The 25,030-nt window shown below is 61.3% G+C and carries 22 protein-coding genes; 7 read left to right on the top strand and 15 right to left on the bottom strand.

The window, feature by feature from the left end; all coding sequences use genetic code 11:
* Nucleotides 1-48: 48 nt before the first annotated feature.
* Entirely contained in the window at nt 49-1,500 is a 1,452-nt protein-coding gene (locus LAN70_10970; GenBank protein MBZ5511676.1) for a M48 family metalloprotease, read from the top strand.
* 84 nt (nt 1,501-1,584) lie between these two features.
* Here the strand turns inward: LAN70_10970 and LAN70_10965 are convergent, their stop codons facing one another.
* Both LAN70_10965 and LAN70_10960 read right to left on the bottom strand, forming a co-directional pair.
* A complete protein-coding gene (locus tag LAN70_10965) occupies nt 1,585-2,169 on the bottom strand; it encodes a gliding-motility protein MglA (protein ID MBZ5511675.1) in 585 nt (194 codons plus the stop codon).
* Between the two features lie 122 nt (nt 2,170-2,291).
* On the bottom strand, nt 2,292-3,596 hold the full coding sequence (locus LAN70_10960; GenBank protein MBZ5511674.1) for a VWA domain-containing protein: 1,305 nt from the start codon (nt 3,594-3,596) through the stop codon (nt 2,292-2,294).
* Between the two features lie 55 nt (nt 3,597-3,651).
* Here LAN70_10960 and LAN70_10955 point away from each other — a divergent pair, with 55 nt between their 5' ends.
* Nucleotides 3,652-4,680 (top strand): VWA domain-containing protein, encoded by a 1,029-nt coding sequence (locus LAN70_10955; GenBank protein ID MBZ5511673.1) that lies wholly within the window; start codon nt 3,652-3,654, stop codon nt 4,678-4,680.
* Between the two features lie 139 nt (nt 4,681-4,819).
* Nucleotides 4,820-5,161 (top strand): antibiotic biosynthesis monooxygenase, encoded by a 342-nt coding sequence (locus tag LAN70_10950; protein ID MBZ5511672.1) that lies wholly within the window; start codon nt 4,820-4,822, stop codon nt 5,159-5,161.
* Between the two features lie 81 nt (nt 5,162-5,242).
* On the opposite strand, the gene hutH is transcribed toward LAN70_10950, so the two are convergent.
* From hutH to LAN70_10905, 9 genes are all read right to left on the bottom strand, one after another.
* Nucleotides 5,243-6,832, bottom strand: a complete 1,590-nt coding sequence (hutH, locus tag LAN70_10945; protein ID MBZ5511671.1) for a histidine ammonia-lyase — start codon at nt 6,830-6,832, stop codon at nt 5,243-5,245.
* A gap of 14 nt (nt 6,833-6,846) precedes the next feature.
* Nucleotides 6,847-8,595, bottom strand: a complete 1,749-nt coding sequence (locus LAN70_10940) for an AAA family ATPase (protein MBZ5511670.1) — start codon at nt 8,593-8,595, stop codon at nt 6,847-6,849.
* Nucleotides 8,596-8,618: 23 nt separating this feature from the next.
* The gene (locus LAN70_10935) at nt 8,619-8,975 is read right to left on the bottom strand and encodes an acyl-CoA thioesterase (protein ID MBZ5511669.1); all 357 of its coding nucleotides are present in this window, start codon (nt 8,973-8,975) and stop codon (nt 8,619-8,621) included.
* Between the two features lie 134 nt (nt 8,976-9,109).
* A complete protein-coding gene (locus LAN70_10930; GenBank protein ID MBZ5511668.1) occupies nt 9,110-9,889 on the bottom strand; it encodes an enoyl-CoA hydratase/isomerase family protein in 780 nt (259 codons plus the stop codon).
* An 83-nt stretch (nt 9,890-9,972) separates the two neighbouring features.
* Complete coding sequence (locus tag LAN70_10925; GenBank protein MBZ5511667.1) at nt 9,973-10,836, bottom strand: hydroxymethylglutaryl-CoA lyase; 864 nt, start codon at nt 10,834-10,836, stop codon at nt 9,973-9,975.
* A gap of 220 nt (nt 10,837-11,056) precedes the next feature.
* The gene (tnpA, locus tag LAN70_10920; protein ID MBZ5511666.1) at nt 11,057-11,503 is read right to left on the bottom strand and encodes an IS200/IS605 family transposase; all 447 of its coding nucleotides are present in this window, start codon (nt 11,501-11,503) and stop codon (nt 11,057-11,059) included.
* Between the two features lie 256 nt (nt 11,504-11,759).
* Nucleotides 11,760-13,466, bottom strand: a complete 1,707-nt coding sequence (locus LAN70_10915; protein MBZ5511665.1) for an acyl-CoA carboxylase subunit beta — start codon at nt 13,464-13,466, stop codon at nt 11,760-11,762.
* A gap of 139 nt (nt 13,467-13,605) precedes the next feature.
* Nucleotides 13,606-14,403 carry a bacillithiol biosynthesis deacetylase BshB1 gene (gene bshB1 / locus LAN70_10910; GenBank protein MBZ5511664.1) on the bottom strand — a complete coding sequence of 266 codons (798 nt, stop codon included), beginning with the start codon at nt 14,401-14,403 and terminating at the stop codon, nt 13,606-13,608.
* Nucleotides 14,404-14,483: 80 nt separating this feature from the next.
* Nucleotides 14,484-15,365: a polyprenyl synthetase family protein gene (locus tag LAN70_10905; protein MBZ5511663.1), complete on the bottom strand. Its 882-nt coding sequence runs from the start codon at nt 15,363-15,365 to the stop codon at nt 14,484-14,486.
* A 126-nt stretch (nt 15,366-15,491) separates the two neighbouring features.
* On the opposite strand from LAN70_10905, the gene LAN70_10900 reads away from it, so the two are divergent.
* Both LAN70_10900 and LAN70_10895 read left to right on the top strand, forming a co-directional pair.
* Nucleotides 15,492-15,953: a pyridoxamine 5'-phosphate oxidase family protein gene (locus LAN70_10900; protein MBZ5511662.1), complete on the top strand. Its 462-nt coding sequence runs from the start codon at nt 15,492-15,494 to the stop codon at nt 15,951-15,953.
* 276 nt (nt 15,954-16,229) lie between these two features.
* Nucleotides 16,230-18,464: a M28 family peptidase gene (locus tag LAN70_10895; GenBank protein MBZ5511661.1), complete on the top strand. Its 2,235-nt coding sequence runs from the start codon at nt 16,230-16,232 to the stop codon at nt 18,462-18,464.
* 160 nt (nt 18,465-18,624) lie between these two features.
* Here the strand turns inward: LAN70_10895 and bfr are convergent, their stop codons facing one another.
* The 4 genes from bfr to LAN70_10875 form a co-directional block, all read right to left on the bottom strand.
* Entirely contained in the window at nt 18,625-19,101 is a 477-nt protein-coding gene (gene bfr / locus LAN70_10890) for a bacterioferritin (protein MBZ5511660.1), read from the bottom strand.
* A gap of 165 nt (nt 19,102-19,266) precedes the next feature.
* Nucleotides 19,267-21,375, bottom strand: a complete 2,109-nt coding sequence (locus tag LAN70_10885) for a S9 family peptidase (GenBank protein MBZ5511659.1) — start codon at nt 21,373-21,375, stop codon at nt 19,267-19,269.
* Between the two features lie 261 nt (nt 21,376-21,636).
* A complete protein-coding gene (locus LAN70_10880; protein ID MBZ5511658.1) occupies nt 21,637-22,464 on the bottom strand; it encodes a hypothetical protein in 828 nt (275 codons plus the stop codon).
* 241 nt (nt 22,465-22,705) lie between these two features.
* Nucleotides 22,706-23,194, bottom strand: a complete 489-nt coding sequence (locus LAN70_10875) for an SRPBCC family protein (GenBank protein ID MBZ5511657.1) — start codon at nt 23,192-23,194, stop codon at nt 22,706-22,708.
* Between the two features lie 354 nt (nt 23,195-23,548).
* On the opposite strand from LAN70_10875, the gene LAN70_10870 reads away from it, so the two are divergent.
* Both LAN70_10870 and rsmH read left to right on the top strand, forming a co-directional pair.
* Complete coding sequence (locus LAN70_10870) at nt 23,549-23,986, top strand: division/cell wall cluster transcriptional repressor MraZ (GenBank protein MBZ5511656.1); 438 nt, start codon at nt 23,549-23,551, stop codon at nt 23,984-23,986.
* Between the two features lie 2 nt (nt 23,987-23,988).
* Nucleotides 23,989-24,963 carry a 16S rRNA (cytosine(1402)-N(4))-methyltransferase RsmH gene (gene rsmH / locus LAN70_10865; GenBank protein MBZ5511655.1) on the top strand — a complete coding sequence of 325 codons (975 nt, stop codon included), beginning with the start codon at nt 23,989-23,991 and terminating at the stop codon, nt 24,961-24,963.
* Nucleotides 24,964-25,030 lie beyond the last annotated feature (67 nt).

Below are 25,030 nucleotides of genomic sequence, written 5' to 3'. Positions count from 1 at the left end.
GAATGTTTTGTCCGCCGGCGGCGCCGGGCTGCCGGCTGTGAGGAGCTTGTGAGACATACCTCGGGCTGCACCCGTGCTGTCGCGGTCCTGCTCGTTTTCCTGATCGCCTGTCCGGCGTGGATGCTGGCGGGAGTGGGCAACGACCCTGTCCTGCCCGATCCCGGCCTGGCAGCCCCCAGGGATCAGCAAATCCAACTCGGCCAGCGAGCCCTCGCCGAGGTTGCCAGGCAGATGCCGATCCTGCCGGACAACAGCCCGCTCAGCCGCTACGTCCAGTCGCTCGGCCAGAGGCTCGACTCCGTCATTCCGCAGCAATACAACTGGCCGTATCAGTTCCATGTCGTGCAGCAAAAAGAGATCAATGCCTTCGCCCTGCCCGGCGGACCCGTGTTCGTCAATGTCGGCACCATCCTGGCCGCCGAAAACGAAGCCGAACTTGCGGGCGTAATCGCCCACGAGATGTCGCACGTCTATATGCAGCACTCCATCAAGGGCATGCGCAAGCAGGGCACAACGCAGGCGGCAGGACAGATTCTGGGCGGCGTGCTTGGCGCCGTGCTCGGTGGCCCCGCCGGAGCGCTGGCCAATATGGGCGCCCAACTCGGCGCCGGCGTCATCAGCATGAGGTACTCGCGCGCCGATGAAGCCCAGGCCGACGCGGTTGGCGCCATCATCATGTACAAAGCCGGTTACAATCCCATCCGGCTGGCGCAATTCTTCCTCAGGCTGGAACAGAAGGCAAGAAGTGGCGGGCCGCAGTTCCTCAGCGACCACCCCGATCCCGGCAACCGCGTCCAGGCCGTGCAGGACGAAATCAGGAACTGGCCGGCGCGCCAGTACCACGACAGCAGCCCGGAATTCGCGCAGGCCAAGCAGGACGCGAGCAGCATTCGCGCCTATTCCGCGCAGCAGATTCATCAGATGGCGCAGAGCGGCCAGATCCACGACGTCAGCGGCCCTGACGACGACCAGACCGCGCCTGCTTGCTCGCGCAACCGATCGTCGTCGGAGGTCATGCCCAGCGGCGGCTTCGAGCGCTTCCAGGGACCGTTCTCCCTGGAATATCCCAGCAACTGGCAGCCCCTACAGGGCCAGCAGTCCGGCTCAGTCACTTTCGCGCCGCAGTCCGGCGTTGCACAAAACGGAATTTCTCATGGCGCGGTGGTTTCACCGTTCCAGCCGCAGAACACCAATGACTTCGACGGCGCCACCCAGCAGTTGATCGCCAGTCTCCAGCAGCAGAATCCTGGCATGCGCCAGGCCGGCAATATTCAGAAAATCCGCGTCAACGGCGTGTTGGGGAGGTCGGTAGACCTGCTGGGCCAATCGCCCCTCGCCGGTCGCGATGGGCAGCCGCTGCAGGAGCGCGATTGGCTGGTCACGCTGCCCGGCAACGACGGCGCCGGGGTCTCGCTGATCTTTGTCGCTCCGGAGAATGACTTCTCCCGCCTGCGCCCCACCTTCGAGCAGATGCTGAAGAGCTTCCACCTGAATCAGTAGGCTTCAGTCGTCAGCAAGAAACCAAAAGCCCGGTCACATGACCGGGCTTGTCGCTTTTGGCCGTCGACCGTCGACTGCCGACCGTCACCCCTTCTTCAACTCAATCAGCACCTGCTTCGCGACGTCCTTGAGCGTCTCGAACACGCCGACGCCCTGGACCGCCACTGACTCAAACACCGGTTCGGAGCGTTTTGCCAGTTCTTTCTTCAAACTGTCCACCGGCAAGGCATTGGGCAGGTCGCGCTTGTTCAACTGGAGCACGTACGGGATCTTGGTGAAGTCGTACCCGTGCTCCTTCATGTTGTCGCGCAGGTTCTCCAGGGCTTCCACGTTGGCGTCCATGCGCTCATCCTGGGAGTCGGCGACGAACACCACGCCATCCACTCCGCGCAGGATCAGCTTGCGGCTGGCGTCATAGAACACCTGCCCCGGTACGGTGTAGAGGTGGAACCGGGTCTTGAAGCCGCGCACCGTCCCCAGGTCCAGCGGCAGGAAGTCGAAAAACAGGGTGCGATCGGTTTCCGTGGCAAGGGAAATCATCTTCCCTTTCTGTTTTTCGGAAGTCTTGTCGAAAATGTATTGCAGATTGGTGGTCTTGCCGCCCAGGCCGGCGCCGTAGTAGACGATCTTGCAGTTGATCTCGCGCGCTGCGAAATTGATGAAACTCAAGACAGTCCTCAAGTCCGGCGCAGCGCGGGCCTGTGGCGGCCTGCGACGCACCGCAAATTCCTATCTACTCCACAGCTGGAGAAAAACTGTTTATATCACAGCGCCCGCAGCGTACAAGTGACTCAAGGGGTCGGACGCTGCGGCGGCAACGGGTAATATCCCTGCCTCGAGTTGACCCTCAATCCCGGCTGGTCCACCCTGACCTCGACATCCCGGTACTTGCTCGAGGGCGTGGCCCGCGTCGTGTAGCCGATGGTGTACTGGTTGCGGGCTTCTTCCGTCAGGCGGCTGTAGGCCTGTTCGATGGCGGACGGGCTGAACTCGCTGAACACCGCGCCGCCGGTGGCGGAGGCGTATTTCGGCAAGACGTCGCCGTAGCCCATCTTCGGGAGGTGAATCTTCTGTGCTTGCCCGTAGCCCGGAATCGCCGCTCCCCCCACACCCACCGCGTACACCGAAATCTGATTCGTCAGCAGGACCTTCAGCACCTCGCCGTACGTCGCCGACGAGTGGAACTCCGTTCCGTCACTGACCACGAAAATCACCTTGCGCCGCGTCGGGCTTCCCCGCGCCAGGTCCAGCGCCGCCTGCAGCACGGCGTCGTTCAGCACCTTGGCTTCGCGTTGCCCCGTATAACTGGGCGTCGGGTTCTGCCCGGGATCAACCGGCCGGCCGTTCACCGAAGGCGGATAGCCAAACGGGCCGCCCACCACCGGCGCTCCACCCGAGCGCGCCGTCGCTTTCTTGCGGATCCGGTCCATCGCCTGGCTGACCTTGTTGCTGCTGGTCGGCGTGAACTCCTGGACCTTCTGCACCGTCGTGCCGAAGGTGTACAGTCCGACCTCATCGAACTGCCCGAACGCCCCCACCAGCGCCGGTAGCGAATCGCGCACCTTGCGGAATTCCACCTCCTGGATGCCCAGGTCAATGACCACCGCCGCGGTCAGCGGAAACGGATCGCTGGTGAAGAAAGTCATCCGCTGCTCCACCCCATCTTCCAGCACGCGAAAATTCTGCCGCGACAATCCTTCCACCAGGTGTCCCGACCCGTCTTTCACCGTCACCGGCACCACCACGAAGTTCACGTTCTTGGTCAGGGTGAAGAGTTCGTCGCGGCCGCTGCCCGGGATCAGCCCGGCGCCGCCCGGCGGCACGGTGGTGATTTCCGCCGGCGGCGGCGGCGTGACGGTTTCGTTGGCGGCGGGAAACTTCTCCACCGGACGGCTGGCCGACGGCGCATCGGGAATGTTCGACTGGCCGGTGGGAGGCGTACCGGGCGGTTGTTGTGCCAGGGCAGGACCGGAGGCCAGCGCCAACAGCAGCGCCGCCACAGCCGTGCCACGCGTCTGGTTGCGACGTTTCGCTTCCTTCATCATCTTATTTCCCATGCTGACAGCAACATTCTTGTCCAGCGGCACTCTTATCATAGGGAGCACTAGTTTAGAATAGACCCAAGCGAGCCGGAAAGACTCAGAGAAGTGTATGGCCCACTCCTTCCCGAAAACTGCGGTTCTGATTGCGGTCCTGTTCGGCGTGGCCGCAACCGCGCTCGCCCAGGAATCGTCCCCCCAGCGCGAGACTGACGACACCGTCCAGACCTTCAAGGTGGACGTGAACGTCGTCAACGTGTATTTCAACGTCAAGGACAAGCACGGCCTGCTGATCTCCACCCTTGCCAAGGACCAGTTCGAAATCTACGAGGACGGCAAGCCGCAGACCATCAAGTACTTTTCCGCCGAATCCAATCAGCCCCTCACCCTCGGCATGCTCATTGACAGCAGCGTGAGCCAGGAGCGCGTGCTCCCCATCGAGAAGGAAGTGGGCGCGGCGTTCCTGCGCGAAGTCCTGCGCGAAAAGGACCTGGCGTTCGTCATCGGCTTCGACGTAAACGTTGACCTGTTGCAGGACTTCACCAACGACCCGCGCGACCTGCGCGCCGGCATGAATCGCGCGCGCATCAACGGCGGCGGTGGCGGAGGAGGCCTGCCCGGCCTGGGCGGCGGTCCCATCCCCATCAGCAACCCGAAAGGCACCTTGCTCTACGACGCCGTCTATCTTGCCTCCAATGAAAAGCTGGGGCGCGAGGTCGGCCGCAAGGCCATGATCCTGCTCACCGACGGCGAGGACCAGGGCAGCAGCTTGAAGATCCGCGACGCCATCGAGGCTGCCCAGAGGGCGGATGCCATGGTGTACGTGCTGCTCATCGCCGACCGCGGCTTCTACGGCGGGTTTGGCTACTCCGGTGACAAGGACATGAAGAAGCTCTGCCAGGAGACCGGCGGCCGCGTCATCGAGGTTGGCAACAAGCAGGACAAGCTCAAGCAGGCGTTCGACCAGGTGGCGGCCGAACTCCGCAGCCAGTACAGCATCGGCTACACGCCCACCAACAACAAGCGCGACGGTACCTATCGCAAGGTGGAAGTGAAGGCCAAAGGCAGCGATTACCGCGTGCAGGCGCGCGCCGGCTACTACGCGCCTTCGTCCCGGGACCGCGCCGGCGGCGAGCCGTAGATTGGGGCCGCCAATCCCGTTTCGGTCCTGCTTTTCCGGCCGGGCAGCCAGTCCTGCGTGCCGGCGGAGGGCGATTGTGCGACCATACGATGTTTGATCCGAAGTGCGGCCATGTTCATCCTCGCAAAGGAGACCCGCTATGATCACTCGCGTTGTCGAGATCAAAACCAAGCCCGGCAAGGCCAAGGAACTTTGCCGCAAGCTGCACAATGACGTGCTTGGCATTCTGCAGTCCCATCCCGGCTTTGTTGACGAAATCGTTCTCATCGCCGACCACGACGCCGACCAGGTGCTCGCCATGAGCTTTTGGAAGACCAAGGCTGACGCCGCGGACTTTCACCACCTGGAGTTCAAGCGCATCAATGAAATGATCCAGCACCTGGCGCACACCGCGGCCAAGGTGCACATCTATGACGTCGAGACCTCGACCGTGCACCACGTCGCCAAGGGAAAGGCCACGCCGGCGGCGGTGGCCTTGTAACCACGGATCGCCAGGGATTTCGCGGATAAGAGCACAACGCGGAGACTGCACCCGGTCTCCGCGTCATTTTTTGGTCAATGGCTAGCGCAGTACCGCCGCCAGGTCGCCGCGCTTGAGGACTTCGGCGACCCGCGCGAAATCCGCAGCGAGGCTGCGATCGTGCTCCAAAGGCGGGCAGACGGCACGAATCGCTGCCATGGCCTGCTGCGCGCGCTTGCCGGGCTTGAGCGGCGCCAGAAAGTCCAACGCTTGCGCCGCGGCGATGGCTTCGATGGCGAGCACGTGGAGCGCATTGGCAAGAATCTTCTTCAACTTGATGGCCCCGGTCATTCCCATGGATACGTAATCTTCCTTGTTGCCGGAGGTGGTGATGGAATCCACCGAGGCGGGGTGCGCCAGCACCTTGTTCTCGCTGACCAGCGCCGCGGCGGTGACCTGCGCCATCATGAATCCCGAGTTCAGTCCGGCGGCGCTCGCCAGAAACGGCGGCAGCCCCTCGTTGAGCGAGGGGTTCACCAGGCGCTCGATGCGGCGCTCGGAAATTCCGGCCAGCGCGCTGAGCGCAATGGCGAGAAAGTCGAGCGCGAAGGCCACCGGTTCGCCGTGGAAGTTTCCGCCGGAGAGGACGTCGCCGTGCGGCTCGGCCGGTTGCCGCGCACCGACCTGCTTGGGCGCGACGAAGACCAGCGGGTTGTCCACCGCGGAGTTCATCTCGATTTCCAGCACTTGCGCGCAGTAGTTGAGCGCGTCGTAGACGGCGCCGTGCACCTGCGGCATGCAGCGCAGCGAATAGGCGTCCTGCACGCGCCCGCACTGGCGGTGCGACTCGCGGATGGCGCTGCCTTCCAGCATGCGGCGCAGATTGGCGGCGCTGCGCATCTGCCCGGTATGCGGGCGAACGTGCTGGATGCGCTCGTCGAAGGCGACATCGGTGCCGCGCAGCGCGTCGGCCGACATGGCGCCGATCACGTCGGCGGAATCCGCCATGTTCTGCGCCGTCAGCAGCGCCAGGGCGCCCACCGCGACCATCGCCTGGGTGCCGTTGATCAGGGAGATGGCTTCCTTGGCTTCCAGCTTCAGCGGCTTGATGTCGGCGCGCTTGAGAGCCTCGCTGCCGGGATGGCGGCGGGCGTGCGGATCGCCGAGGCGCCGCGGCCGCCGCAATTTCGGGTCGGAATGCCAGGCTTCGCCTTCGCCGATCAGCACCAGCGCGAGATGAGCCAGGGGCGCGAGGTCGCCGCTGGCGCCCACGCTGCCTTGCGACGGAACCACGGGATGCACGCCGCGGTTGAGCATCTCGCAGAGCGTGTCAATCACCTCGGTGCGAACTCCGGAATATCCCTTGGCGAGGGAATTGGCGCGCAGCAGCATCATGGCGCGGACTTCCGCCTCGCTGAGCGGCTCGCCGACTCCGACCGCGTGCGAGCGCAGCAGGTTTACCTGGAGTTCGCGGATCTGTTCGGGCGCGATGCGGACGTCGGAGAGTTTGCCGACGCCGGTGGTGACCGCGTAGGCGACTTCGTTCCGTTCGACGATGTCGTCCACCACGCTGCGCGCCGCCTGCACGCGCAGGCGCGCGTCCGGGTCGAGCAGCACGGGACGCCGCTCGTACACCGCCTCGCGCAGCTCGTCGAGCGTGAGTTCGGAGCCGTTGATGTGGAGCACTTTCATGTGGCGTCTTGACTTTAGGACGGCATCGGTTTGGAGGTCGCAGATTTTGCTACCGCCGCAATCGCGTCCAGCTTTTCACGTACTTCTACGTCCAATCTATCCGCTGGCACTAGCAATGCGAGTTCTTGGAAGTTCTTCTTTGCCATTACGTTTGGTAGGCCGAGTTTCTTGAAGTAATTTTCGAACAACGGGGTGAGAAAATCGTCGCTCACCTTCATGTTTCCGTCCCAGGGTGATCCACGTCCCAGAGTGCGCAGAGCATCTTCCAATTCCTTTATGGATTCTCTCATCACAGCTAAGCGCCGGTTTGCCTCGGAATCGGCAAACAGCGGCCCGCCAGACCCCGCTATGCCGGTCTGCGTCGCATATGCTTCCAAAGTCTCTGGGTAGCAGAAATAATTCTCAATCTCTTTCTTCTGCCAAGTAAATCCTAATGCGCCTAGGTTTGCAGGCAAGTCCCGCTCTAGGCGATCAAATATAGCGATACCCTTAAGTTCTTGCACCGCCTCCCGCAGGCCGAAGAAGTGCCTCGCGACATCCGCTGGCTGATTTCCAACGTAATGCACGAACGGCGTTTCGAGAGTATCTAAACCTGCCTTGTGCCCAAGCCGTCGTGCAAATGCCCGGAGAATGGCTAGGTCGGTCGATCCTTCCAGGTAGAGTACCCAGCCTGTCTGTTCAGCTTGGTAATACTGGTCGAAACCAATTTCCTCAAGAGCCTTCATCAGTTGACTGCCACGGTCGTTGATTCGGTGTGGTTTGCCGACAAATGCGATTACGACATCCCTCCCTGCAGCTTCATTGAGTAGCACTTCTGAGTGGCTGGCGGCGATGACCTGGTTTGCGTTCTCCACCGCAACATCAGAGAGGATTTGGTAGATTTCGCGTTGTCTCAAAATCTCTAAATGCGCATCCGGCTCGTCTAACAAGAGAACTGCATTGGGATTGGCGTACATGTATGCCAATAGTAAGAGTGTCTGTTGCAGTCCTCGACCAGAAGACGATAAATCAAGTTGCACATCGTTTTCACGATATGTCATCTCGAGTTCGCCGCGTTCTGGTATGTATTTCGGACTATCCAATCGAGAACCGAACAGCGACTCTATCTGCGTTACCAGTTTTTCCCACAGTCCGTGATCGGTGCTTGCAATGACATAGCAGAGGTTTCTGAGGACTTCTGCTGTCTTGCCCTCGCCAATACGGACGTTGATTGCTCCTTGATCTAACCGGGTCTCATTAGCCGCAAGACCGGACATAGGCGGCAGAAATGCTACTTGCACCTCGCCTGCTTCTTCCGGTATCGGCATTCGATTTGCTCCCTCGTCTTCGGACATGCGCAATGGCCTACAGTAAAAAGACTCCTCATTGGCATAATCGAATTCGAGACCGCATTGCCACGCTTTATCCCTGGTGACGCCCTCAATTACAATATCGACTCTCACGTTTTGCGTTTTGGTTACCTGCCCCTTCTCCGTCTTCTGGACGTCACGGACGTGCAGATTTCTCCAAAGAAGGTTTGCAGACGGGATCGGTATGGACACTAAGTCTCGACGGTTGATCGTGACTCCTGGTCTCTTCTCTGGCGTGCCCTTGCCCCGTCGCCGTTCATTCCATCGGCTCACGCCCGCCTGCCACAAGGCGAGAGCCTGCAAAGCCGATGTTTTGCCAGAGTTATTTGGACCGATGAAGACTACAGGATTGCCGAGGTCTACAACGACCTCGCCGAACCGCTTGAAATTCTTGATGCGAAGTTTTGTGAGCATGTGCGTTCTTTCAACAGTTAGGATCAAATAGCTCGTCTGAAAACCGTCAGATACTTTTCCGGCAGCGGGCGCTTGTTCATATCCGCATCGGTCACGATGTGCGTGGTTTCGCCTTCCGCCAACAGCGTACCGTCGCTCTCACGCACCGCTTCGTACGCAAAATGGATCAGCGATTCGCGCGCGTTCTTCAGGCGCGTGCGGATGGTGATCTGATCATCGTACCGCGCCGGAGCCTTGAAGCGGCAACGCGCGTCCACCACCGCGATGAAGCACTGGTCTTGGCGTTCCATTTCCTTGTAGGTAAAACCGAGCTGGCGCAGCAGTTCCACGCGACCGACCTCGAACCAGATGAAATAGTTCGAGTGGTAGACCACGCCCATCTGGTCGGTCTCGGCGTAGCGGACGCGGATTGTCGTGATGTTGGTCACCGTCGCTATATTTGCGGGTCTATCGGTCTATCAGTCTCTCGGTCGGTCAGTCCGACGGGCCACGGACGACCGACAGACCGATAGACTTAGCTGCTCCATTTTGGCTTCCGCTTTTCCAGGAAGCTGGTGACTCCTTCGCGAAAATCTTCGGTGGTGCGAATGCGGGCGTTGTCCTCCACCGCCTGCGCGATCTGCTCGTCGAGCGAGCGCGCGAGAAATCCGTTGATCAGTTTCTTGGTCAGGCGCACCGACGACGGCGAATTCTCCAGCAACTGCGCCGCCAGTTCGCGGGCGCGCGGCATCAGGCGGTCAGGCGCGACGACCTCGTTCACCAGCCCGTAGCGATGCGCCTCGGCGGCGTCGAAGAGCCGTCCGGTGAGCAGCAGGTCGCGCGCGATCTTGTGGCCGACTTGCCAGACCAGAATCGAGGAGACGATTGCCGGGACAAATCCGATCTTTACCTCGGTGTAGCCGAACTTCGCTTCCGGCACCGCCAGCGTGAAGTCGCACATGGTGGCGATGCCCGTTCCGCCGGCGATAGCCGCGCCGTTCACGGCGGCGATGGTGGGAAGAGGAAATTCGTAGATGCGGCGGAAAATCTGCGCCATGCGCGCGGAATCTTTGAGATTTTCTTCGTGCGTCTTGCCCAGAAGAGCCTTGAGTTCGTCCAGGTCCAAACCAGCGCAGAACGCCTTGCCCGCTCCGGTGATGATGAGAACCTGCGCAGGGGAGCGTTCTGCCTCATCGAGCGCGCTCATCAATTCCGCAAGCAATTCAAAGCTGACAGCATTGCGCTTCTCGGGACGATTCAGGGTGATGAGCGCGATGCGGTCTTCGTGGGCGAGCGTGAGCGTCTTGTAGGACATAGAAGCGAACCACGGATTTTCACGGATTCACACGGATAAAGCAAACCAACTATCGATCCGCGAAAATCCGTGGAGATCCGTGGTTAGGTTTTGTGCTTCGCCGCAATATCGGCGTTTATGCGGATGACACTGTCGAGTGGCTTGCGGATGGGCACTTCGGCGCCGTGCTGCGCCAGCGCTTCCAGAACTTTTTCGGTCGGGATATTGCCCACGAGTTCGTCCTGCGCGAAGGGACAGCCGCCTAGGCCGCCGATGGCGGAATCGAAGCGTCGAATGCCGGCATCATAAGCGGCGAGAATCTTGTCCACCGCTTCGGCGGGACGGCTGTGCAGGTGGACGCCGATATCGAGATAGTCGTACCGGGCAAGCACCGCGGCAACGAGGGCGCGAATCTGATCGGGCGTGGCCAGGCCCACGGTGTCGGCAAGCGAAATGGAACGAGTGCCGGTCTTTTCGATCAGGTCCACGGCTTCGAGAACTTCGTCGGCGCTCCACGGATCGTTGTAGGGATTGCCGAACGCCATCGAGATGTACACCACGACATCGAGACCGGCGCTGTCGGCCTTCTCCTTGATTTTCTCCAGCGTGTCGTAGGCGTCCTCCAACGTCTGGTTCTGGTTTTTCTGCAGGAATGTGGGCGAGACCGAATAGGGAAAACCGAGGGTGTGCACGGCCTCGGTGGCGACGGCGCGCTCGGCGCCTTTTTCGTTGACCACGATGCCGATGATTTCGACGTCGTCGGGCGGATCAATCTGCTTCAGCACCTCTTCCGAGTCGGCCATCTGGGGCACGGCCTTGGGCGAAACGAACGACACGGCGTCAATGTGCTTGAACCCCGCCCCGATCAGCGCGCGCAGGTAAGCAGCCTTGACCTCGGTAGGGATCTGGCCCTTGAGGCCTTGCCAGGCGTCGCGGGGGCATTCGATGAGTTTCAGGTTGTCGGTCATCGGTTATCGGTTGTCGGTGAAACCAATTTGCCGCTGCAGAACGCGGATGAACGCGGATCGTCTCTTGTTCCATCAACTCCGAGCAAAGCCCGAAGGGCGATTGATGGCAGCCCAGCGATTCACCACCCCAAGCCCGGAGGGCGATTGAAGGCAGCCCAGCGATTCATCGCTGGGTAATGATGCACCAGTCGCGAAAGAGTCCGGCAGGACGATTGAGAACTCATCCGAACACGTCATTGGGATCAAAATCGATTCCGCTCTTCTTTAGCAACTGAAGCAGTTCTTCCTCAAACGTGTGTTTTGCATGGTGTTCCTTTTGGTTGCAAATGTAACGCACGACAACGTCCTTTTGGGACGCGCTCACGCTCAACGCGGCGTAACCTTCCTGCCAGGCAAAGCGGCATTGAAGATTCTCGTTGCACCACTTGGAGGAGCCGCCCTTGATCAGTTGAACGGCTTTGGCCAAAGGCATCGTGGCAGGAATCGCCAGTAATGCGTGGGCATGATCGTACGTACCGCCGACGGCCACTGCCGTGGAACCATTTTTTCGGGCGATTCCGCCCATGAACGCCCATAAGCGGGGCTGAGTATCTTCCGGGATGAGCTTCTGCCGTCCCTTGGTGCTGAAGATCACGTGCACGCGATTGTTGACGAGAGCATGCGGCATTGCTTTTCAACCGTCCTGCCGGACTGACCGGGTTTTGGGATGCGCGTACCCAGCGATAAATCGCTGGGCTGCCATCAAGCGTCCCCGGGGGACGCGTGATCAAGCTCCGGCCACCGCCGCGCGGACGATGCCGAGTTTCCCCAATCTGCCGCGAACGCTTGGTCATTTGATAAGTGGTTGATCTGCGTGCATCTGCGTTCATCAGCGGCCAATTGTTTTTTAGATCGCCCGATCACCCGATCACCGGATCACCCGATCAGGTTTGTAAAACTCCCACCTTGAACTCCGGCACCTCCGGGTTCAGCGCGGCGGCTTCCAGCGCGCGGGTGATGGCGTCGCGGGTCTCCAGCGGGTCAATAATCTTGTCAATCCACAAGCGGGCGGCGCCGTAGCGCGGGTCGATCTGTTCGTCGTAGGTCTTCTTCACCGAGTCGAACAGCTCTTTCTTTTCCTCGTCGCTCAGCTTCTTGCCGCCGCGTTCCAGTTGCTTGATCTTGATTTCGGCCAGCGTGCCCGCCGCCGAATCACCGCTCATGACGGCGTATCGCGCGGTTGGCCAGGCGAACAGGAAGCGCGGATCGTAAGCCTTGCCGCACATCGCATAATGTCCCGCGCCGAACGAGCCGCCGATAATCACGGTAATCTTCGGCACCACGGAATTCGACACGGCATTCACCATCTTCGCGCCTGCCTTGATGATCCCGCTCCACTCGGCGTCGCGCCCGACCATGAATCCATTGACGTCGTGCAGGAAGACGAGCGGCACCAGGTTCTGGTTGCAGTCCATGATGAAGCGCGCGGCCTTTTCCGCCGACTCGGTGTAGATGACGCCGCCGAACTCGATGCGCTTGTGGCCCGACTCGTCAATCTGCTGCTGGTGCTGCTTCTGGTTGGCGACGATACCGACGGCGAAGCCGCCAATGCGCGCGTAACCGCAGAGCACCGTCTTGCCGTACTCGGCCTTGTACTCGTCGAAGCGGCTGCCGTCCACGATGCGCGCGATGATTTCCTTCATGTCGTAGGGACGCGCGGGATCGGATTCGTAGATGCCGTAAATTTCCTCGGCGGCGTAGAGCGGCGCCTCCGGTTTCTTGCGATCAAACGGGGAGAGGCGGCGGTAGCCCATCTTCTCCACCAGCGAGCGGATGCGCGCCAGGCAGGCTTCGTCGTTAGGCTCGTGAAAATCAATCGTGCCGCTGATTGCGGAATGCATGGCGGCGCCGCCGAGTTCTTCCGCGGAATACGTCGCCCCGATGGCCGCTTGTACCAGGGCGGGCCCGGCGAGGAAGAGTCCGCTGCCGTCGGTCATCAGGACGTTGTCACACATCACCGGCAGGTAGCCGCCGCCGGCGACGCACATCCCCATGATGGCGGCGATCTGCGGAATGCCCATGGCGGTCATGACGGCATTGTTGCGGAAGACGCGGCCGAAATCGTCGGTGTCGGGGAAAACGTCTTCCTGCAAAGGAAGGAAGACGCCGGCGGAGTCCACCAGGTAGATGGTCGGGATGCGGTTATCAATCGCGATGTTCTGCGCCCGGATCACCTTCTTCGAGGTCATGGGGAAGAAGGCGCCCGCTTTCACGGTGGCATCGTTGACGATCAGCATGACCAGCCGGCTGTGAATGCGGCCGAGGCCGGTGACGACGCCCGCCGCCGGCGCGCCGCCCCACTCTTCGTACATGCCGAAGGCGGTGTAAGCGCCGATCTCGAAGAACTCGCTGCCGGAATCGAGCAGCAGGGCAAGCCGCTCGCGCGCGGTGAGGCGGCCCTTCTTGTGCTGCGCCTCGATCGCATTCGCGCCGCCGCCCTGGCGGATTTCTTCTTCCTCGTTGTGGATACTGGCGACCAGGTCGGCCATGGCGCGCATGTTCTTCTCGAAGCGCGCCGAAGTGGCGTCCACGCGGGATTCGATGACGCTGTTAGCGGCCGAAGATGCGGTCTGCTGGGTACGGTCTGCCATCAAGGGATCACCGGAAACTGGTTACGGTATAACAGCGTGGCGCGTGGGCGCAAACCTACCCTTTGTATCAGGGCACGACTTAAGTCGTGCCGCTACCTGAAGCCGCGCCCTGATACACAATCGTACCCGCGTTCACCATTCAGATTGAGGCGACCGGAATTGCCGTCACGTCCTCCACCAGCCCGACTTCCTTTTGCAGGAACGGCTCGGCGTAGGTGACGCCGGCGAGCAAGCCGTAGAAGCGCGCCATGGTTTCCAGGCGCGTCCGGATTTCCGCGTGCTGTGGAAACAGCCCGCTCCCGGCCTGCTGGTCGGTGTATTGCGACTTGTAGGCCATCAGCGCCTCCAAGCGCGCTTCGAACTGGTCGGTGATGTCGACGACGAACGTGGGGCGGATGTCGTAATAGAGAGTCGCGTAAACAATCTTGAACGGGCGGTGCGGGGAGTGGCCAGTGGTCAAGGGGTCAGCCGGGCCGACGTTGATGGCGAGCGAGTCGGCGCGCACCGGCGACACATCGAGCTTGGTCAGGCCGGCGAGAAAGCACGCTTCGTAGCCCAGGGTGGAGCAGGTGTAGTGATCGGGATGGCGGCCCTGCCAGTAGGGAAGAATGACGACGCGCGGGCGCAACGCACGAATGACGGAGGCGACTTTCAGCTTGTTGTCGAACGTGTTTTCGACGCGGCCGTCGGGAATGTCGAGAGCGCCGCGCCAGGAGACTTTCAGGATGCGGGCGGCTTCGGCGGCTTCGCGCTCGCGGTCCTGGGCGGTGCCGCGCGTGCCCATCTCGCCGCGGGTGAGGTCGAGGATGCCGGTGCGATGGCCGAGCGCCGCCATCTTCCGCAGCGTGCCGCCGCAGGTCTGCTCGGCGTCGTCGCGGTGAGCGGCAATACTAAGAATGTCAACCACAGGGGGCACAGAGGTTGGTGAATTGTTCATTTCGCTTCAGCTTGTTCGCGTTTCCTGAAAGATGCGCGGCGGAGAAGATATGAATCAGAAAACCTCCGTGTCCTCTGTGGTTATTTTTTTCTCTGCACCAGGAACCGCGCCAGCGACTTGAGCGTGTTGGCGCGGTCGCCGAAGGGATCCAACTGCAAGCACGCGGAGATGACCAGGTCATCCGCCTTCCGTGATGACGCTTCAATTCCGAACAGCGCCGGGTAGGTGGCCTTCTCGGCCGCCATGTCCTTGCCGGCGGTTTTGCCCAACTGCTCGGAAGATTGCGTGACGTCGAGAATATCGTCGGCGATCTGGAATGCGAGGCCGGCTTTCAAACCGAAGGAGCGCAATTTCGCGACCTCGGTTTCGGTGGCGCCGGCGTAAATCCCGCCGCTCACCACGCTGGCGGTGATCAGCGCCGCCGTCTTGGAGCGGTGAATATATTCCAGGGTTTCCGCGTCGGGCTTCTTGTGCTCGGCCTCCAGGTCCATGACCTGGCCGCCGATCATGCCGGCGATGGTGCCGGTGGCGTGGGCGATCTGCTCGATGATGCGGATGCGCGCCTCGGCGGGGCACGACATCCGCGCCAGAACTTCATACGCGTAAGTCTGCAGCGCGTCGCCGGCGAGGATGGCAATCGCGTCGCCGAATACTTTATGGCAGGTGGGACGGCCGCGGCGCAGGTCGTCATTGTCGAGCGCGGGAAGATCGTCGTGGATGAGCGAATAGGTGTGCAGCATTTCCAGCGCGGCGCCGAGTTCTTCGATGCCGAGGGGCAGCACCTTGCCGACCATGCGAGCCGCCTCGATGCAGAGGATCGGCCGCAGCCGCTTTCCCCCGGCGAAGACGCTGTGCCGCATCGCCTGGTGGATGGAGGCGGGGTACTGCGTCGCCGCAGGCAGCAGCCGCTCCAGCGCTTCATCGGTGATCGCACGTCCTTTTTCCAGAATGTCGGCAAGCATAAACGCGTCAGTATAGCAGTCAGATTACGACCCGCTAGTGCGCTTGTCACGGCGCGGATGTTCGTGAATAGTACGAGCGCTATGGGAAACAGGCGGGGACAGAAACCGAAACGCAGCCGTCCACGGATGCCAAAAGGCTACGGCATGCCGAAGGGAAGCAAGGGCATGCTGGCGTGGGCGGAGGTCGAGAAAAAGATCGCCAACGCGCATAACTACTGGGTCTGCACCACGTGCCCCGACGGGCGCCCGCACACCGTGCCGGTTTGGGCGGTGTGGGTGGACGGGGCGGTGTACTTCGGGACCGACCGTAGTTCGCGCAAGGCGCGCAACATCCTGGCAAATCCGGCGATGGTGATTCACCTCGAGCTGCAAAAAGAAGCGGTGATCCTGGAAGGGATGGCGGAAGAGGTGACCAATCGCGCGATGATGAAGCCGATTGATGAGGCCTACGCCAGGAAATACAAAATGCGGCTGAGCGACGCGCCGGGCGAGATGTTGCTGGTCAGGCTGCGGCCGCGAGTCGTGCTGGCATGGACGGAAAAGGAATTTGCCAGCAGCCCGACGCGCTGGGAGCTTCCGCGCGAGTAGCGGACGCGCTCGGCGTCTCCGTGTCTCCGTGGTAAGTCGATGTTCTATAATTCGCGGTTCTGCACGCCCGCGGCTTGGGGTAAGTCGTGGCGCGACCTTTTTCTTCATGGTGGAGGATGGATGCGGCGTCTTGGAGCGGTATTGGTTTTTTGCGCTTTCTTGTTTGTGATGACAGCCAAGTCGCAGGCGCCGCAGCAGCCGAATGTTCCGGCGGCCACGCTGCAAGCGCCGGGGCCGAATACCGAACCGGACGAGCCGCAGGGACCGGGCCGGCGCATGCGCGGCTATTCGGACGCGGACGCGCGCACCGAGCGCGACTGGGAGTCGAAGTTCCGCGCCCTCCCCGAGCCGGGCCGCGCGCGCGATTACATGCAGCGGTTGTCGGCGCGTCCCCACCACGTGGGCTCGCCTTACGACCAGGAAAACGCGCAGTGGCTGTTGAGCACGTTCAAGTCGTGGGGACTGGACGCGCACATCGAAACCTTTGAAGTCCTGTTCCCGACGCCGAAGCAGCGGGTTGTTGAACTGCTCGAACCGGTGAAGTTTACGGCCAGGCTGCAGGAGCCGACGGTGCCCGGCGATGCCACGAGCAATCAGCACGCCGAGCAGCTTCCCACCTACAACGCGTACTCCGCGGATGGCGACGTGACTGCGCCGCTGGTGTACGTCAACTACGGCGTGCCCGCGGATTATGAGCAGCTTGAGCGGCTGGGCATTTCGGTGAAAGGCGCGATCGTGATCGCGCGCTACGGGCAGTCGTGGCGCGGCATCAAGCCCAAGGTTGCGGCCGAGCACGGCGCGGTCGGGTGCATCATTTATTCCGACCCTCGCGAGGACGGCTACTTCGAAGGCGAAGTATTTCCCAAGGGGCCGTTCCGTCCCAAGGACGGCGTGCAGCGCGGCAGCGTCATGGACATGCCGATCTATCCCGGCGATCCGCTCACGCCGGGCGTGGGCGCAACCCCGGAGGCGAAACGCCTGCCGCTGAACCAGGTCAAGACGCTCACCAAAATTCCGGTGCTGCCGATCTCCTACGCCGACGCGACGCCACTGCTGGAAAATCTATCCGGGCCGGTCGCGCCGGAGAACTGGCGTGGCGCGTTGCCCTTCACCTACCACGTGGGGCCGGGCGCGTCGAAGGTGCACCTGGCGGTGAAATCGAATTGGGACCGCAAGCCGGTGAACGACGTCATCGTGCGCATCCCCGGCTCGAAGTATCCGGACGAATGGGTGCTCCGCGGCAACCATCACGACGGTTGGGTCAACGGCGCCGAGGACCCGATTTCCGGCCTGGTGGGTGAGATGGAAGAGCTGCGCGGAATCAGCGAACTTCTGAAGCAGGGCTGGAAGCCGAAGCGGACCATGATTTACGCCGCGTGGGACGGCGAAGAGCCAGGACTGCTCGGCTCCACCGAGTGGGCCGAGGCGCACGCGCCGGAGTTGCAGCAGCACGCCGTCGCCTACATCAATTCCGACGGCAACGGGCGCGGCTATCTCAGCCTGATCGGTTCGCACACGCTGGAGCAGTTTCTCAACGATGTGGCGCGCGACATCACCGACCCGGAGAAGAACATTTCGGTGTGGAAGCGGCTGCAATTGCTGCGAATCAAGCGTGCGACGGAGCGGCAGCAGGAGCCGACGCAGCGCCGCAGCGGCCGGCCGCGGTCATCCGACCAGTCGGTCGAAGAACTCCGCACGAAGGGCGTATTGCACCTGGACGCGCTGGGCTCGGGGTCGGACTACACCGTGTTCCTCGACCACCTCGGCATCGCTTCGCTGAACATCGGCTACGACGGCGAAGACGATGGCGGGATTTATCACTCCGTCTACGACGACTTCTACTGGTACACGCATTTCTCCGACACCGACTTCGTGTACGCACGCGCGTTAGCCCAGACTGGCGGCACGGCGATGATGCGGCTGGCGGATGCCGAGCTGCTGCCCTTCAACTTCGCCAATTTTGCGACCGCGATCAAGACCTACGTTGACGAATTGCAGAAGCTCGCCACCGACGAGCGCAACCAGATCGTGGAGCGCAACCGCGAGCTTGACGAGGGAATGTTCGCGGCGACGTCGGACCCGCGCAAGCCGTACGTTCCACCGTCGAAAGAAGCGGTGCCGCCGTTCCTGAACTTTGCCCCGCTGCAAAACGGGCTGGACGCGTTGCAACGCAGCACCGAACGCTATGGCGCCGCCCTGCGCAAAGCGCAACCGAATGGCGGCGCAGCGCGGACTTCGCTGGCAAGCGTGAACGCGAAAATCATCCAGAGCGAGCGCGCCATGACGTTGCCCGACGGACTGCCGAACCGCCCGTGGTTCCGCCACCAGATCTACGCGCCGGGGTTGTACACCGGATACGGCGTCAAGACCATCCCCGGCGTGCGCGAGGCGATCGAGCAGAAGCAGTGGAAGCAGGCGGAGGAGCAGATGGTGCGCGCCGGCCAGGTCTTACAGAGCGAAGCCAAGGTGATTGACGAGGCTGCGGCGGCGCTGGAGAGCGCGGGGAAATAGGAAACTAACCGCGGATTTTCGCGGATCGACGCGGATCAGAAGCGATAATTCTCCATTTCCGGTCCGTGAGAGCCCGGTAAATCCGCGGTTCTCTTTCGGCAGCGCACACGCGCGGCCGCCCGCGCGGCCGAAAGCTGATCTGAGACGCGGAATTCTTGGACTACTTGCCCGACTTGAGCTGCTGCGTGAGCCAGTTCTCCAGGCCCATCTGGCCGATGGCCTCGAGTTGGCCTTCCAGATGGTCGGTGTGGCCCTCTTCGTCCTTGACCATCCGCTCGAAGAGCTCGCGCGAGCCGTTGTCGCCGGCGGTCACGCACACCTTGGCGGCCGCGTTGTATTGGTGAACGGCGTCCCTCTCATCCTTCAGATTGTCTTCGAGGATTGCCTGCACCTTCATGGAGATCTTTGGCTTGAGCGCCACCTTGACAGCGGGCTGGCCGTCGAGAAAAAGTATGCGTTCGATGAGGCCTTCGGCGTGGTGCATTTCGCCGATGGCTTGCTGCTTGATCTCGTCCCCCAGCCGGGCGTAACCCCAGTTGTGGCACATCTCGGCCTGCACCATGTATTGAACGATCGCGGTTAATTCGGCGCTGAGAGCAGCGTTCAGCTGCTCGATGACTTGTTCATTGCCGCGCATGTCTTCCTCCGGAAACGGACAATGTTCAACGAGAGTTCTGCGGGCCTGCGGTGACGCAGGACACAGGGCTATGGTTGTGGCGGGGGCGGCGCCCGCGCTCCATCAAGGTGGCGGTATTTCAGGCGCAGCCCCGGCGAAGCGCCGGGGCCCACCTCGGAATAAGCTCTATTTTCCCGCCTGCGTTGCCGCCGGTTTTTCCAGTCCCAACTGCGACAGCACAAACGCGTAATCGAAGGCGATCTCCTTCAAGTAGTCGTACCGTCCCGAAGAGCCGCCGTGCCCCGCCGCCATGTTGGTCTTCAGCACCAGGGGATTGCTGTCCGTCTTCAGCGTGCGCAGCCGCGCCACGTACTTGGCCGGCTCGTGATACATCACCTGGCTGTCGTTGAACGAGGTCTTCACCAGCATGGTCGGGTACGCCTTCTTTTCCAGGTTGTCGTAGGGCGAGTAGCTGCGGATGTACTTGTACTCGTCCGGCTTGTTCGGGTTTCCCCACTCCTCGTATTCGGAAACGGTGAGGGGCAGGGAAGCGTCGAGCATGGTGTTCACTACGTCCACGAACGGCACCTTGGCGATCACGATGCGGAACAGGTCGGGACGCAGGTTGGTGATGGCGCCCATCAGCAGGCCGCCGGCGCTGCCGCCCTGCACCACCAGGTTTGCCTTCGACGTGTACTTATTGGCGATCAGGTACTCGGCGGAATCAATGAAGTCGGTGAACGTGTTTTTCTTGTTGAACATCCTGCCGGCATCGTGCCAGGGCTTGCCCATGTCGCCGCCGCCGCGAATGTGCGCGACCGCATAGGAGAAGCCGCGATCCAGCAGCGGCAGCATGTTCGAGCTGAAAGTCACCGGGTAGGAGAACCCGTAAGAGCCGTACCCGGTGAGGAACATCGGATGCGCGCCGTTGGTCTGAAAATCCTTGCGGTACACGATCGAGATCGGAATGCGGGTGCCATCCCGGGCCGTGGCCCACAGCCGCTCCGATTTGTACTTGGCCGGATCGTAGCCCGGCACCTCCACCTGCTTGAGCAGCTTCGAGGTGCGCTTCTCCACATCGTAGTCGAACACGGAGCTCGGCGTGACCATGGATTGATAGCTGTAGCGATAGAGCCTGGCGTCGTACTCGCGATTGTTGTTCGGCGACGCGAAATAGACCGGCTCGGGCATTGCGATGCGATGCGTCGCGCCACTTTTGAAGTCCACCAGCGTCAGGTGCGGCAGCGCATTTTCGCGCTCAATCCGCACGTAGAAATCCTTGAAGACGTCGACGTTGCTCAGCATCACCGCCGGCCGGTGCGGCACCAGTTCTTTCCAGTTCTTCTCGCCCGGGTCGCTGACCGGCGCCGTGACCAGCCGGAAGTTGCGGCCCTGGTCGTTGGTGCGGATCAGGAACTGGTCGCCGTGATCGTCCACGTAATACTCGTGGTCCTGGCGGCGCGGGTTGATCAGCTTGAACTCGCCCGTGGGCTGGTCGGAGCGGAGGAAGCGCATTTCCGACGTGGTGTGACTGCCGATTTCCATCAGGATGTACTGGCGGCTGCGCGTGCGATGCACACCGACATTGAAGCGCTCGTCCTGCTCCTCGTAGACCAGGTCGTCGGGCTTGCCGGAACCGAGCGCGTGACGGTAGACGCGATAGTGCCGCTTGGCGTGATCTTCCACCGTGTAGAAGAGCGTCTTGTTGTCGGCGGCCCAGGCCACCGAGCCGGTTTTCTCCGCGACATCTTCCACCAGCGCCCCGGTGCGCAGGTCCTTCACATGCAGCTTGTATTGCCGGAAGCCGGTGTTGTCGGTGGAATAGGCCAGCAGGTTGGCGTCGTCGCTGACCATGAACGCGCCCAGCGACATGAACTTCTGTCCCTTGGCGAGTTCATTCACGTCGAGCGTGATCTGCTCGGGCGCTTCCAGCGTTCCGGCCTTGCGGCAGTGGATCGGGTACTGCTTGCCTTCCTCGGTGCGGGAGTAGTACCAGAAACCGCCTTCGCGGTAGGGAACCTGCACGTCGGTCTGCTTGATGTGTCCGAGCAGTTCCTGGTAGAGCGAATCCTGGAAAGCTTCGGTGCCGTGCATGACCGCGTCGGCGTAGGCGTTCTCGGCGTTGAGATAGGCGGCCACGTCGGGATTCTGCTTTTCGCGCAGCCAGAAATAGTTGTCAATGCGCTGATCGCCGTGGACGGTGACGTCCTTGGGAATGATCTTGGCGACGGGCGGCTTGGGGTTGCCGGTCTTGTCGGCGGCGACCGCGAGTGTGCTGATCAGAGAGGCGGTCATGAATGCCAGAAACAGAAAGATTGCGGTGCTCTTCATTGGATTCGTGCGCTCCTGGGCAGGATTCTAGCGTTAGCGGAACTCGCCAGTATAACGGGCAGGGAAGCCGGGTCAAGCGCTCGTGGTTGGTAGCTGGTGGCTCGGACCAGGCGCCCAGCTGCCAACTACCAGCTACACGCGTCCCACGGCACTCCAAGAGAACGGTGGGCCCGGAAATCGTGGATCGCAGCCGAAGGGCGTAGCGGCTCGGTTGCCCCGCGCTGGCTAGGGATGATGCTGGGCGACGCACGCAGTCCAGTTGATTCTTGGGTCCCACTGGCCGGTACACGCGTTATACATCTGGTAATGCGTGCAGCCGTCGTTCCACTGGCGATAGAACGGAGCCCAACATCCAGATGCAGGGCCCCACCAGGACCGGAATGGCCCAGGATGCGGATTGAGACAGCCGGCTTGAACGCGGAGCAGCCTCGGTTGTCGATCCTCGGTGGACACGTATCGCAGGCGGCCCGTCTCTTTTGATTGGGAAAGTACGTTGGGCAGTTCGATCGCTGGCAATTCGCTTCTGTTCAACGCGCTTTGGTCCAGCACTGGGGGATTCAGAGGCGGTTTCTTCGCCGGTCCGAGTGACCACTCGACAATTGACTGGGGCGGCATATATGCCAATTCAGGTCCGGGCCGCGCGATGGCAATGCAACCGTCTGAAGCAAAGTATGTAGCGACGATTTCGCCACGGCCATCGCTGTGGAGTACGACTCGATGTCCGCTTCCGTCGTGTTCGTGGGTGGCCTTCTCCTTGGTCACGGCGTCGGTGTACACACTCGTGTCCTTATTAATTCGAGTTGCCTTGTCGTTGGAGCGAGCAATCTCGCTTTTCTGCTGCTTTGTTGCAACCAACTCGCTGCGCACCTGGGCGAGCTCACCATAAAGCTTTACGGTGAAGTGAGCGGCGGTGTAGCAAACCACTATGAACGAAACGGCGAAGATTGCCCATCCTTTCAGCGGTATGCCAAGGAAATTTGCCGGCTGACCTGTCTTGTTGGCAGAATTCGTGTTGTCGGGGCCAGGATCGACCGCAGTTCCATCGTCATTCATCACCCACCTCGTTTCGCACTCCTACCATGCCTGGTGCCATTGAGGATACGAATTTGGCGGGCAAAGGCAGCAGGAATCTGAAGTCTGTTCTATTTTCGGAACAAGGCTGTGCTTCGTGGAGTACTTGGCGGACGTCCATCCTCCCGGAGGGCGCGCGTTTGAAAGCTCCTTCCAAGAAAGTCATGGGGTGGGACAGTCTGGAACAAAGGTACGGGCGTTAAACACCCTTCCAAGAGGTCCTTCAACCGTTCGGAATCAGCATCCGCTCGGTGGCGCGATGGCGGTAACTGAACATCTTGTTTAGTGCCTTGCGTACGAATAGCGCATTCGCCGCGTTGCCCAACTTCCCCCATCCGACGTCATATTCGACGATGTCGTTGATGAGGGTTCCCGCCCCGCTCTCCTGAAACGAGTGCGTGTGGTCCCAGTGCGCGAATGGACCACGGACCTGCGTGTCGCGGAAGTAAGCTCCGTATTCGAATTCGACGATGCGCGCCCGCCATCGCCGTCGCAACGGAAACTGCGGAAACAGCCGTACCGACATCTCGATCTCGGAACCCTCGCCGGCCAACCCGGGGTGGTCCGTGGGCGCCACCAGGTCCAGGCGAACGATGCGCGCGCCGGATTCCGGCGGGCTGATGAGCGGCAGGTTCTTGGGATCGGCAAAGAAACGGAAGGCGCGCTCCGCCTCAACCGATACGAACTGCGAGGTTTCGAAAAACTCGACCATAGGGCGACCACGGGGCCTGTCCGGGATGAACCAAGATAGTAAACCCTAGAGCTTGTAGGTACTCCCGCGGAAACTCCAAGCGCTGGGACTTTTCACAGGCTGCCTTAAGCCAAGCCAACCACCTAAAAAATACATATTGACAAGCAACAACTTAGGCGTAGGATGTGGTCAAAAGTGGTCGAAAGTGGTTTGAAGTTGGCTCGTTATGGGTAGCCGGCGCCGGACTGAGGGGCGCCAGTGGAATGATCGAGAACCTCCCCCAACTCGACGCCATCGAACCCGAATTTGAGCAGTTTTCGACCGCTTTGACCTCCATGGCTGTGGCAATTGCAGCCTGGAAACGGAATCAACCGAATGTTTCGCGGCAATCACCCAACCCGCGTCGACGAAAAAGGACGGCTCAAGGTCCCCGCGGAATTCAAGCGCGTGATCGACGAGAAATATGCCGTTCGATTCTACATCACGTCGCTGAATGGGAAGGTTGCCCAGATATATCCCTTCGAGGAATGGGAACGGATCGAGCAGAAGCTGGCCGCGCTCTCCAATTTCAATCCCACCAAGAAGAGGTTCCTGACGCGCACCAATTATTGGGGCCAGGCAGTGGAGATGGATGCCCAGGGACGCCTGTTGTTGCCGCAACTGCTGCGCGACGCGGCGGAGCTGAAGGGCGACGTAGCGGTGTTGGGATATCTGAACCATTTGGAAGTCCAGAGCATGGAAGCGGTCAGCAAGGATGTGGCAGAACCCTTTACGGCCGATGACGAAAAGAACCTGGACGACTTGGGCATTTAGCAGTGCATGGCAGCGGGGAACACGCCCCCAGGGGCGGACATGGCAGTCGGGAACAGCAAGTTGGCCATGTCTCCGTTCTTTTAAAAGAAGCGATCGAATTTCTGGCGGTCAAACCTGGCGGGACCTATATCGACGCCACCGTGGGGCTGGGCGGGCACAGTTTCGAGCTCGCAAGACGCCTCGGCCCACGGGGTCGTTTGATTGGGCTCGATAAGGACCCGAAGGCGCTGGCTATCGCGCGCGAGCGGCTGCAGCCGCCGGCTGGGATGGAAAACAACTGGCCGGTGGTGGAGCTGATCAACGCATCGTTTGCCCGGGTCGCGGAGTTCGTCGGCGAACAACAAGCTGACGGGCTGCTGGCGGACCTGGGATTGAGCTCGTTGCAGCTTGCGGACGCGGCGCGGGGCTTCAGCTTCCAGGCGGAGGGCGCACTCGACATGCGGATGGACCCGGGCGCCCCCATGACTGCCGAACAAGCGGTAAACCAGCTCAGCGAGCGCGAGCTTGCTGATTTGATTTACGAATTCGGTGAGGAAAGGAGGTCGCGGAGAATCGCCAGAGCCATTGTCCGGTCGCGGCCGATACGAACCTCGAAGCAGTTGGCGGAGGTGGTAGCGGCCGCGGCCGGGCCAATGAAACCCGGGCCCATTCATCCTGCGACGCGCACCTTTCAGGCTCTCCGAATTTTCGTAAACCGCGAATTGGACGAACTGCGGGCGCTGCTCTTGAGCGCGCCCGAGGTACTCCGAAAAGGCGGGCGGCTGGTGACCATCAGCTTCCACTCGCTGGAAGACCGGATCGTGAAGGACGCGTTCCGGGACGGCGCGCAAGCCGGCTGCTACCGGCTGCTGACGAAAAAGCCGGTGACCGCGAGCGGGGAAGAGGTCGAGCAGAATCCGCGGTCGCGCAGCGCGAAGCTGCGGGCGGTGGAAAAAGTTGTGGGAGATGTGCAAAACATCGTACCACGACATAATTAGCGGAAGAAATTGTGAGAATGGTTAATAAAAAGTTTCCGGGGCGGCATCGCCTCTCTGACTAGGGCGA

This window comes from Terriglobia bacterium, assembly GCA_020072845.1.
In the GTDB taxonomy this organism is placed as follows: Bacteria; Acidobacteriota; Terriglobia; order Terriglobales; family Acidobacteriaceae; genus JAIQGF01.
This window is presented reverse-complemented; position numbering and strand designations above follow the sequence as displayed.

Coding starts and splice junctions, on each gene's coding strand:
- LAN70_10960 (MBZ5511674.1), bottom strand. CDS start 3,596: ATGATAAGAGTGCCGCTGGACAAGAATGTTGCTGTCAGCATGGGAAAT.
- LAN70_10955 (MBZ5511673.1), top strand. CDS start 3,652: ATGGCCCACTCCTTCCCGAAAACTGCGGTTCTGATTGCGGTCCTGTTC.
- LAN70_10950 (MBZ5511672.1), top strand. CDS start 4,820: ATGATCACTCGCGTTGTCGAGATCAAAACCAAGCCCGGCAAGGCCAAG.
- hutH (MBZ5511671.1), bottom strand. CDS start 6,832: ATGAAAGTGCTCCACATCAACGGCTCCGAACTCACGCTCGACGAGCTG.
- LAN70_10940 (MBZ5511670.1), bottom strand. CDS start 8,595: ATGCTCACAAAACTTCGCATCAAGAATTTCAAGCGGTTCGGCGAGGTC.
- LAN70_10935 (MBZ5511669.1), bottom strand. CDS start 8,975: ATGGGCGTGGTCTACCACTCGAACTATTTCATCTGGTTCGAGGTCGGT.
- LAN70_10930 (MBZ5511668.1), bottom strand. CDS start 9,889: ATGTCCTACAAGACGCTCACGCTCGCCCACGAAGACCGCATCGCGCTC.
- LAN70_10925 (MBZ5511667.1), bottom strand. CDS start 10,836: ATGACCGACAACCTGAAACTCATCGAATGCCCCCGCGACGCCTGGCAA.
- tnpA (MBZ5511666.1), bottom strand. CDS start 11,503: ATGCCGCATGCTCTCGTCAACAATCGCGTGCACGTGATCTTCAGCACC.
- LAN70_10915 (MBZ5511665.1), bottom strand. CDS start 13,466: ATGGCAGACCGTACCCAGCAGACCGCATCTTCGGCCGCTAACAGCGTC.
- bshB1 (MBZ5511664.1), bottom strand. CDS start 14,403: ATGAACAATTCACCAACCTCTGTGCCCCCTGTGGTTGACATTCTTAGT.
- LAN70_10905 (MBZ5511663.1), bottom strand. CDS start 15,365: ATGCTTGCCGACATTCTGGAAAAAGGACGTGCGATCACCGATGAAGCG.
- LAN70_10900 (MBZ5511662.1), top strand. CDS start 15,492: ATGCCAAAAGGCTACGGCATGCCGAAGGGAAGCAAGGGCATGCTGGCG.
- LAN70_10895 (MBZ5511661.1), top strand. CDS start 16,230: ATGCGCGGCTATTCGGACGCGGACGCGCGCACCGAGCGCGACTGGGAG.
- bfr (MBZ5511660.1), bottom strand. CDS start 19,101: ATGCGCGGCAATGAACAAGTCATCGAGCAGCTGAACGCTGCTCTCAGC.
- LAN70_10885 (MBZ5511659.1), bottom strand. CDS start 21,375: ATGACCGCCTCTCTGATCAGCACACTCGCGGTCGCCGCCGACAAGACC.
- LAN70_10880 (MBZ5511658.1), bottom strand. CDS start 22,464: ATGAATGACGATGGAACTGCGGTCGATCCTGGCCCCGACAACACGAAT.
- LAN70_10875 (MBZ5511657.1), bottom strand. CDS start 23,194: ATGGTCGAGTTTTTCGAAACCTCGCAGTTCGTATCGGTTGAGGCGGAG.
- LAN70_10870 (MBZ5511656.1), top strand. CDS start 23,549: ATGTTTCGCGGCAATCACCCAACCCGCGTCGACGAAAAAGGACGGCTC.